Source organism: Paraburkholderia sp., from assembly GCF_034668105.1.
Classification (GTDB): Bacteria; Pseudomonadota; Gammaproteobacteria; order Burkholderiales; family Burkholderiaceae; genus Paraburkholderia.
This window is the reverse complement of record NZ_JAXDPY010000635.1, coordinates 1-7,489: the sequence shown is the minus strand read 5'-3', so window position 1 is coordinate 7,489 and position 7,489 is coordinate 1. Positions and strand designations below refer to the sequence as shown.

The 7,489-nt window shown below is 59.1% G+C and carries 8 protein-coding genes and 1 pseudogene; 1 reads left to right on the top strand and 8 read right to left on the bottom strand.

All coding sequences use genetic code 11. From position 1 onward, the window contains the following. Nucleotides 1-205, top strand: a pseudogene (locus QOC89_RS27985) (IS5/IS1182 family transposase); the annotation flags it as partial. 334 nt (nt 206-539) lie between these two features. Here QOC89_RS27985 and QOC89_RS27980 read toward each other — a convergent pair. From QOC89_RS27980 to QOC89_RS27945, 8 genes are all read right to left on the bottom strand, one after another. Then, complete coding sequence (locus QOC89_RS27980) at nt 540-872, bottom strand: Rieske (2Fe-2S) protein (protein ID WP_323047999.1); 333 nt, start codon at nt 870-872, stop codon at nt 540-542. A gap of 3 nt (nt 873-875) precedes the next feature. Continuing rightward, nucleotides 876-1,187, bottom strand: a complete 312-nt coding sequence (locus tag QOC89_RS27975) for a YciI family protein (RefSeq protein ID WP_323047998.1) — start codon at nt 1,185-1,187, stop codon at nt 876-878. Between the two features lie 5 nt (nt 1,188-1,192). Beyond that, nucleotides 1,193-2,065 (bottom strand): intradiol ring-cleavage dioxygenase, encoded by an 873-nt coding sequence (locus QOC89_RS27970; RefSeq protein ID WP_323047997.1) that lies wholly within the window; start codon nt 2,063-2,065, stop codon nt 1,193-1,195. Nucleotides 2,066-2,095: 30 nt separating this feature from the next. Next, nucleotides 2,096-3,163, bottom strand: coding sequence for a maleylacetate reductase (locus QOC89_RS27965; RefSeq protein WP_323047996.1), 1,068 nt, complete (start codon nt 3,161-3,163; stop codon nt 2,096-2,098). Between the two features lie 7 nt (nt 3,164-3,170). Beyond that, nucleotides 3,171-4,637 carry an aldehyde dehydrogenase family protein gene (locus tag QOC89_RS27960; protein ID WP_323047995.1) on the bottom strand — a complete coding sequence of 489 codons (1,467 nt, stop codon included), beginning with the start codon at nt 4,635-4,637 and terminating at the stop codon, nt 3,171-3,173. A gap of 32 nt (nt 4,638-4,669) precedes the next feature. Next, nucleotides 4,670-5,689, bottom strand: coding sequence for a hydroxyquinol 1,2-dioxygenase (locus tag QOC89_RS27955; RefSeq protein ID WP_323048000.1), 1,020 nt, complete (start codon nt 5,687-5,689; stop codon nt 4,670-4,672). A gap of 34 nt (nt 5,690-5,723) precedes the next feature. Beyond that, on the bottom strand, nt 5,724-6,218 hold the full coding sequence (locus QOC89_RS27950; protein WP_323047994.1) for a hydroxyquinol 1,2-dioxygenase: 495 nt from the start codon (nt 6,216-6,218) through the stop codon (nt 5,724-5,726). A 115-nt stretch (nt 6,219-6,333) separates the two neighbouring features. Further along, complete coding sequence (locus tag QOC89_RS27945; RefSeq protein ID WP_323047993.1) at nt 6,334-7,263, bottom strand: LysR family transcriptional regulator; 930 nt, start codon at nt 7,261-7,263, stop codon at nt 6,334-6,336. Nucleotides 7,264-7,489: the final 226 nt, after the last annotated feature.

Genomic DNA, 7,489 nt, shown 5'->3' with positions numbered 1-7,489 from the left:
CCGCGACTTTGCAGGGCTGGACGGCGGCATGACGCGTTTGCCCGACGAGAGCACGATCCTGAGGTTTCGTCACCTGCTCGAAGCACATGATCTGGCGGTGCAGATGTTTGCACTGGTCAATGAGATTGTGATCAGCAAGGGATTGATGCTCAAAGCGGGATCAGTCGTCGACGCTACGCTGATATCGGCGCCCGCCGACGCGCAACAGCACGAGAAACCGACCACTGTCAGATTTAGTCTAGCCTATTGCAGGTGAACAGAACCTGGTCCGTGAGCCCACAACATTTCCGACAGCACACAGAAACACCGGGCATCCTTCACGCGTAGCGCTTCGATTTCCTTGCTTGCGTATCAAACGATGGAGCTTTCTTTCGGTGTGTCCTGCAAAAAAGAGCTCCGCCCAACTTATGGCTTTATATGTCGAAGAAAGTCTTTAACTTATGACGAAGTAAAGACATATCTAGCGAGTAAGTTTATGCGGATGGAATCTAAAAGTTGAGCGACGCCGCATTGATTCCCTGACGAAGTGCCTATCGCGGCTATCGAGCGAGAATCACCCATTCGCTCCGGTCCACCTCGACCGGCACTGCCTCCAGGGCAGAGCCCTCACATGGGCCTTCAATGCACCGACCATCATCGAATCTGAACAGCGCGCTATGGTGCGCACACATGAGTACCTGTGTCTTGTAACAAAAGACAGTTCCGGGCTCGAAATCTAGTGGAACCGAAAAGTGCGGGCAACGATTTACATATGCCCACACCCGCTCCCCACGCCGCACAACCACCACGGGACGGCCGGCGCACTCTTCGTCAATGACGCGCGCCCCGCCATCCGGGACTTCATCGAACCGACATAGTTGCCTTGTACTCATGGCTCACACCCGCCGCTCGGGATTGCCGAGGCTCCAGTCCCAAGGGCGCACTTCCACACGCGCGAAAAGACCTTCCTTCATGTATGGGTCGTTTCCGACAAATTGCATGACGGCATCAATGTCGTCTGCCTCAACCACCAGCAACGTGCCATTCATGGCATCGCAATGCGGCGCCAACGTGGGGCCGCCGAGACGCACAAACACGCCATGCTGCGCTGCGCTTCGCAAATAGGTTCGATGGCTCGGGCGAACACGTTCACGGACTTCTCGCATGTCCGGCTTGTCGGTGGCGAAAACAGCGTAAAAACGGACCATTTCCATTAGCTCCGGTCGAGAACAAAGTCGTAACACGCTTCGCGATAAGGGCCGGCCAGTTTGAACTGTCGGGCCAGCTCATCGTCCGCGGGGCGGTCCCGGTATGCGACCATTAGCGAAGGTTTGACACCGAAGACTGCGTCCGATTTCAAAAACGGGTCGTCTTCGTCAAACAGATGGGTAACAAGCTTGCGACGCCCTGGCGCATCAATCATAAAATGCAGATGCGCAGGTCGCCACGGGTGCCTGCCGGTTGCTCCAAGCATCCTGCCAACTGGACCGTCGGTTGGAATGGGATAGCTGACGGGCAAGATTGTGGTGATTGCGTAGCGCCCTTCGGAGTCGGTCCTATAGCGTCCTCGAAGATTACCGTGTGGCTGGGCGGTATCCTGACCGGAATACATCCCGTTCTCCGCTGTCTGCCACACGTCGAGAATCGCGCCTGCGACTGGCTCGCCGTCCGTACCGAGGACGCGTCCCCGCACGACGACCGGTGTCCCGGGCGTTAGGGCCATGTTCTCTCCATATACGCGCTCAGGCATTCCCTCGATGTAGAAAGGACCAAACACGGTCGTGTCTGTCGCCCCCGTTGCATAACGGTGGTTTATAGCGTCGACGAGCATGGACACGCCGAGCGTATCCGACAGGAGAATGAACTCTTGTCGCACCAGGTCATCACACATCTTGCCGGTTTCGGTGAGAAAGCGGACAGCTCCCATCCACTCCGCCTCAGTCGGTTCTACCTCGCGCACGAATGCATGAAGATGCCGCACCAAGCTCTGCATCAAGATGCGCAAGCGTGCGTCTGGCGCCCCGTCGAAGCTGGCGATGACCTGTTCGGTCAACACACTGTCGCTCTGTTGATTTTCAATCGTCATGTCTCCCTCCATTTACCCACCTCTTTAAACTCAATGCGGCGCCCGCCCCTCCCATGCATCCTGCAAAAGCTGACGAATTGCTTCGCGTTCAACAGGACGAGGGTTCGCGTACGGGTTCTTGCACGCCAGTTCAGCGGCCTCATCGAGACCGCTTTCAGGTAGCCCAATATCCGCCAGCGCTACCGGAATTCCCAGTTGCTGATTCAGTTCGAATAACAGCCGACCCGCCTCGGCAGGTTCATTGCCGCCAAGGGCTCTGGCAACTTTCCGTAACGCCTCGGGGGCCGCACGGTGGTTGTAGTGGGCTGTGTGCGGAAGCATGATTGCGTGTGTCTGGGCATGAGGCAAATTGAATGTGCCGCCAAGCGTATGGCAGAGCTTGTGGTGCAGTGCCATACCGACTGCACCGAGACAGGTTCCCGCAAGCCATGCACCGTAAAGTGCCCGGCTTCGCATCCCGGCGTCGCCCGGCGCATGCACAACTACCGGCAGTGCTTCGCCCAGGGCACGTATCGACTCTTCCGCCATAAGGCTGATTATGGGATTCGCATCCTCTGCATACAGCGCCTCGACTGCGTGCGCCATTGCATTGATTCCGGATGCTGAGGAGACGTCTGCCGGCAAGGAAAGCGTTAAGGACGGGTCGTACAGCACGGTACGGGGCAACACGCGGGCATCGCGTCCGGTTCTCTTCAGACGTCCCTCGGTGAGGCCAAAGATTGGTGTCATCTCTGAACCCGCATAGGTTGTCGGCACTGCGATGATTGGCAGTGCCGACTCAAGCGCTATCGCTTTACCGAGCCCAATCGTCGAGCCACCACCTATCGCGACACAACAGTCCGCGCCAAGCTCCGTGGCCATCTCACGGGCTGCACGTGCGACCTCGAGCGGCACATGCATGACTGCTTGTGCGCACACGCCAGCTGCGCGCTCACCCAATATGCCCCTTACCCGGTTAGCCAACTGCAACTGCTCAGGGGTCGACAGGACGAGCGCGCGCCGGGCCCCCAGTCTATCCAGCTCTTCGGGTAGCTGCGAAAGTGCGCCGCACTCGAAAACCACACGGGACGGCGTACCCTGGTAGACAAAGCGCTCCATTCAGGCCTCAGCGCTTGAAGTGCGGCGGCACGTTGCCGTCGACGTTGACCCACACAGACCGTGCTTCGGTGTAGTCGTGCATCGCCTCGAAGCCCATTTCACGACCGTATCCGGACTGCCCCACGCCACCGAATGGGCTGCCAGGATTGACACGCTTGTAGCAGTTAATCCAGCACATACCTGCTCGGATTTGCGAGGCAGTCTTGTGCGCACGCGACAGGTCGCGGGTCCAGAGACCGCTACCGAGGCCATACTCGGTGCCATTCGCGATAGAAAGAGCCTCTTCGTCGCTGCTGAACCGCAGCACGGTAACGAAGGGCCCAAATACCTCTTCCTGCGCAATACGGTCGGCGGCAGTCTTCGCCTCGATAACCGTAGGACGGACGTAGTAGCCATTTGCAAGCGCCGGGTCTTGGGGCGCGCTCCCGCCCGTGAGCACCCGGCCGCCCTGTTCACGTGCAGCTTCGACGAACGTCAACACGCGGTCCAGATGCTGCTTCGAGGTAAGCGGCCCCATCTCCGTGTTTGCGTCGAGCGGATTGCCCATGCGGATAGAAGACGCAAGCGAAACAAACCGTTCAAGGAACTCGTCAGCGATGCGCTCGTGTAAGACGAGACGCGAACCTGCAATGCATGCCTGCCCCTGGTTGTGAAAGATTGCCCATGCTGCGCCGTTAATCGCGGCATCTAGATTGGCGTCGTCGAAGACGATGTTGGCGCCCTTGCCGCCCAGCTCCAGCTGGATGCGCTTCAGGTTGCCCTGTGACGCCTCGACAATCCGTCGGCCCGTCGCCGTCGAGCCCGTGAACGCAATCTTGCCTACCGCCGGGTGCTCGGCGAGACGCTGACCGGCCGTGTGACCGTATCCCGGCACGACGTTCACCACGCCTGCGGGGAAGCCTACTTCGGCCATCAATTCAACAATACGCAGGGTCGAGAGCGGCGTGATTTCCGACGGCTTTAGCACCACTGTGTTGCCGGCCGCAAGCGCCGGCCCCATCTTCCAGCTCGTGAACATGAGCGGAAAATTCCACGGAACAATTTGCCCGACAACGCCGACGGGGGCACGCTGCACGTAGTTCAGGAAGCCGGTCTCGACGGGAATCACGGAGCCTTGCAGCTTGTCGGCCATACCGCCGAAATAGCGGAAGCAGTCAGCGGTGCGCGGTACATCGAGGGCCCTCGAGTCGCGAATCGGATGGCCCGTGTCCAGCGACTCCAGTTGGGCGAGCTCCTCCGCATTTGCCTCGATGGCATCGGCGAGGCGCAACAACAGTCGTCCGCGTTCCGCTGCCGCCATGGTCGACCATTTCGGGAAAGCACGAGTGGCCGCCTCGACAGCCAGGTCAACGTCTGCTGCGCTGGCCGCTGCAATCTTCGTGATGAGCGAGCCGTCGTGAGGATTCAGCACGTCGATAGTGCCGCCGTCGACGGCATCGACGAAGCGACCGTCGATGAAGAGTTGGGTTTGCATAAATCGTCCTCGGGTTATTGCTGGCTCGCCACTTAAAACTCAATCGGGTATGGCGCAAACTCGCCGCTCTCGTATCGTTGCGGAAGGTCCGGTGTCGCGTTCTCCCAGACAAGCAACATCGAGCGCTTCGTCGAATACCCCTGATGTCGAATGTCGGCCGGCATCGCGCAGATGTCGCCCGCACGCATCGTGATGCGGGCGCGCGGCGCACCGGTGTTCTTGTCGCCGACATCCCAGACGATTTCGTCGGAGAGTTGCAGGAACCATTCGACACGGTCGTTCCCGTGGAACACCGGGAGAATGAATTCCTCGGTCGTCGGACAGAACAGACTGCGACCGCAGACGGACGTGACGGACGGATTCCAGGTCACGTCGGAGCGTGACAGATACTTGAAGAGATTGAACGCATGCAGTTCGCCCTCGAAGCCAGCCTGGGCATGAACCTCAGGCTCGTCCTGTACGACATCGAGGAATGCCCGATTGACCGGCAGGTCATCGCGCAAGGGCGAATCACCATCGAGGCCTGGCATCCTGCGCGTTGCGATGCGAGTACGTTCGATGGCCGCGCCATTGTCGCCGTGCTTGCGACCGAAAGCAGTTCCGGTCTCCTCCGGCGCAGCGAACGGGTCGAAGCCTTCATTGGTCCAGTCGTGCAGCATGGCCTTGAAGGTGGCCATAATGGTCGGCGTTTCGAAGGTCTCGGTGTAGTCGACCCCAGCGTCTTTCATGATTCCGTTGAAAGTTCCGGCATAGACATCGACCTTGCCGTAGTGATTGCGCGTGCCGAATACGTGGTCGAAATTTACCCAGCCATAGAAAAAGCCCCACGCGACATCACGCATCATTGCACGCAGGAACGCGTCTGCGGGGACCGCGTGCGTGCGCGTCTGGCCTTTCGCCGGCCAGTTGATTTTCACAAAATACTCGTCGCGTTGAAATTCGAATGCGCCGAGCGTGAAGCGGCGGTAACCGGTAGTCGCGTCGGGCTCGGTCGCGCGCACGGTGTCTGCGGCAAAACCGAGGGCGTGGTCATTGGTTTCGAGCGTGGCCATAGCTTGTCTCCTGAGAATGTTCGATGCGGGAATGTCAATGCAGGCAGACGTCCGCCCACTTCTGCACCGATAGTTGGCCCAAGATGGTCTGCACGAGCGCGACACCGGGCTTGCGCGCAGTGAACCGATACGCGCAGCCGGCCGGCAACATGGCCTGATGCCCTTTGCGCAATACGACGTGACCCATCGGACAGCCCGCAGGCTCCTCGCCAGCGTGAATGGTCCCGCTTCCGCCTGAAGGCGGCGTGTCGAGCTTGATGAAGTCGATTTGAACCTCACCATCCATCAAGATGGTGAACTCGTCGTGCGCGCACGCGAACCATGCCGAACGGCCCTCAATCCGGAGCACTTCGATGACGTATTCAAGATTTTTGCCGACCACGACCTTTTCGTAGGGGGCCGAGTGCGAAGCCACCTCGAAGATGTTCGAGAAGGCATAGTGGCGAGCGCTTCCGCTCGTGATTTCAATGTCGCCCTTGCGGTAGCTATCGAGCGAGCCAAAGACTGTATGGAATGCCGTGTCGGTCATTGCTGTCTCCTGTAGTTGAAGCTTTCGTTAGCTTCAACTGTAGGAGCAGGAGGCGGCGGCAACAACCCGCGGGATGACGATTACGGCATTTGCGGTTCGCGAACAATCGAGCTCGTCAGCATACCCAGCCGCGCTCAATCAAAGGCACGTCCCAAGCGGGTTCATCGCCGATATACTCCGCGAGAAACTCCACTAACGCCTTGACCTTCAGGGCCTGCCGCTGCGTGGCGGGATAGACCGCTGCGAAGCTCAGATGCGAAAGGTGATACTCCGTCAAGATAGGCACCAGAGAGCCGTCGAGAAGCGAGGCGCTTGCCACCAGCGTCGGCAAGCACACGACACCGCCGCCAGTAAGCGCGTAGTCGCGAAGTAGATGAACCGAGTTTGACCGAATCATGCCCGGCAGCTCCATCTCGACGACTTCGTCCCCCCGAGTTAGCGTCCACCGGTTTCGCGAGGGATAGCCCGAATAGAGAGCCGTTGTGTGCTGCAACAAGTCGCGCGGGTGCTGCGGCGCACCATGTTCAGTAATGTATGCGGGGGCGGCGCAGAACAGGCGGCGAACAGTGAAGAGTCGCCGCTCAATGAGCGATTCCGAAATCGCAGGGAATATCTGGAATGCTATATCAAACCCTTCTTCAACCGGGTCGACAACGCGGTCGTTGACTATCACGTCAAGCTGGATGCCAGGATAGCGCTGATTGAACTCGGCCATTGGGATACCGAAATGGCCGAGCGCAAAGCCCGGTAGCATCTGAACGCGAAGGCGACCAGTAGGCGTTGCCCGAAGCTCGCGCATCTGGTCGGTTAGCTCATTCACCCGACCCACGACCTCTGCGCATTCCCGGTAAAACGCTTCTCCCACCTCGGACAAACGCACATGGCGCGTGCTTCGGTGAAAGAGAGGAGCATTGACGAATTTCTCCAGTTGCTGAATCCGATTTGTCACCACTGAACTGGTCACACCAAGCTGCCTGGCTGCTTCCGCGAAGCTGCTCGCTTCTGCGACCCGCACGAATGCCTCGATGCTGAGAAACCGGTCCATACGCATCCTTCCATCGTCAGCGAAAGCGTCAGTGTATATGGGCCGGAGGACCAGCTGTGCGTCACAGACAACGTGGCGACTTCACTGCAACTACGAGCATGGCGTTGGTACCTACTGCCGCCAGAGCGCTGCCTTATGGATTGCCCATTTCGCACACACACAGAGGGGGCGCTCGTCACTTTTGCCCCTCATGATGCCCGTACTCTACATATTCGCGCGCTCGACA

Coding starts and splice junctions, on each gene's coding strand:
- QOC89_RS27980 (WP_323047999.1), bottom strand. CDS start 872: ATGAGTACAAGGCAACTATGTCGGTTCGATGAAGTCCCGGATGGCGGG.
- QOC89_RS27960 (WP_323047995.1), bottom strand. CDS start 4,637: ATGCAAACCCAACTCTTCATCGACGGTCGCTTCGTCGATGCCGTCGAC.
- QOC89_RS27955 (WP_323048000.1), bottom strand. CDS start 5,689: ATGGCCACGCTCGAAACCAATGACCACGCCCTCGGTTTTGCCGCAGAC.
- QOC89_RS27945 (WP_323047993.1), bottom strand. CDS start 7,263: ATGGACCGGTTTCTCAGCATCGAGGCATTCGTGCGGGTCGCAGAAGCG.
- QOC89_RS27975 (WP_323047998.1), bottom strand. CDS start 1,187: ATGGTCCGTTTTTACGCTGTTTTCGCCACCGACAAGCCGGACATGCGA.
- QOC89_RS27970 (WP_323047997.1), bottom strand. CDS start 2,065: ATGACGATTGAAAATCAACAGAGCGACAGTGTGTTGACCGAACAGGTC.
- QOC89_RS27965 (WP_323047996.1), bottom strand. CDS start 3,163: ATGGAGCGCTTTGTCTACCAGGGTACGCCGTCCCGTGTGGTTTTCGAG.
- QOC89_RS27950 (WP_323047994.1), bottom strand. CDS start 6,218: ATGACCGACACGGCATTCCATACAGTCTTTGGCTCGCTCGATAGCTAC.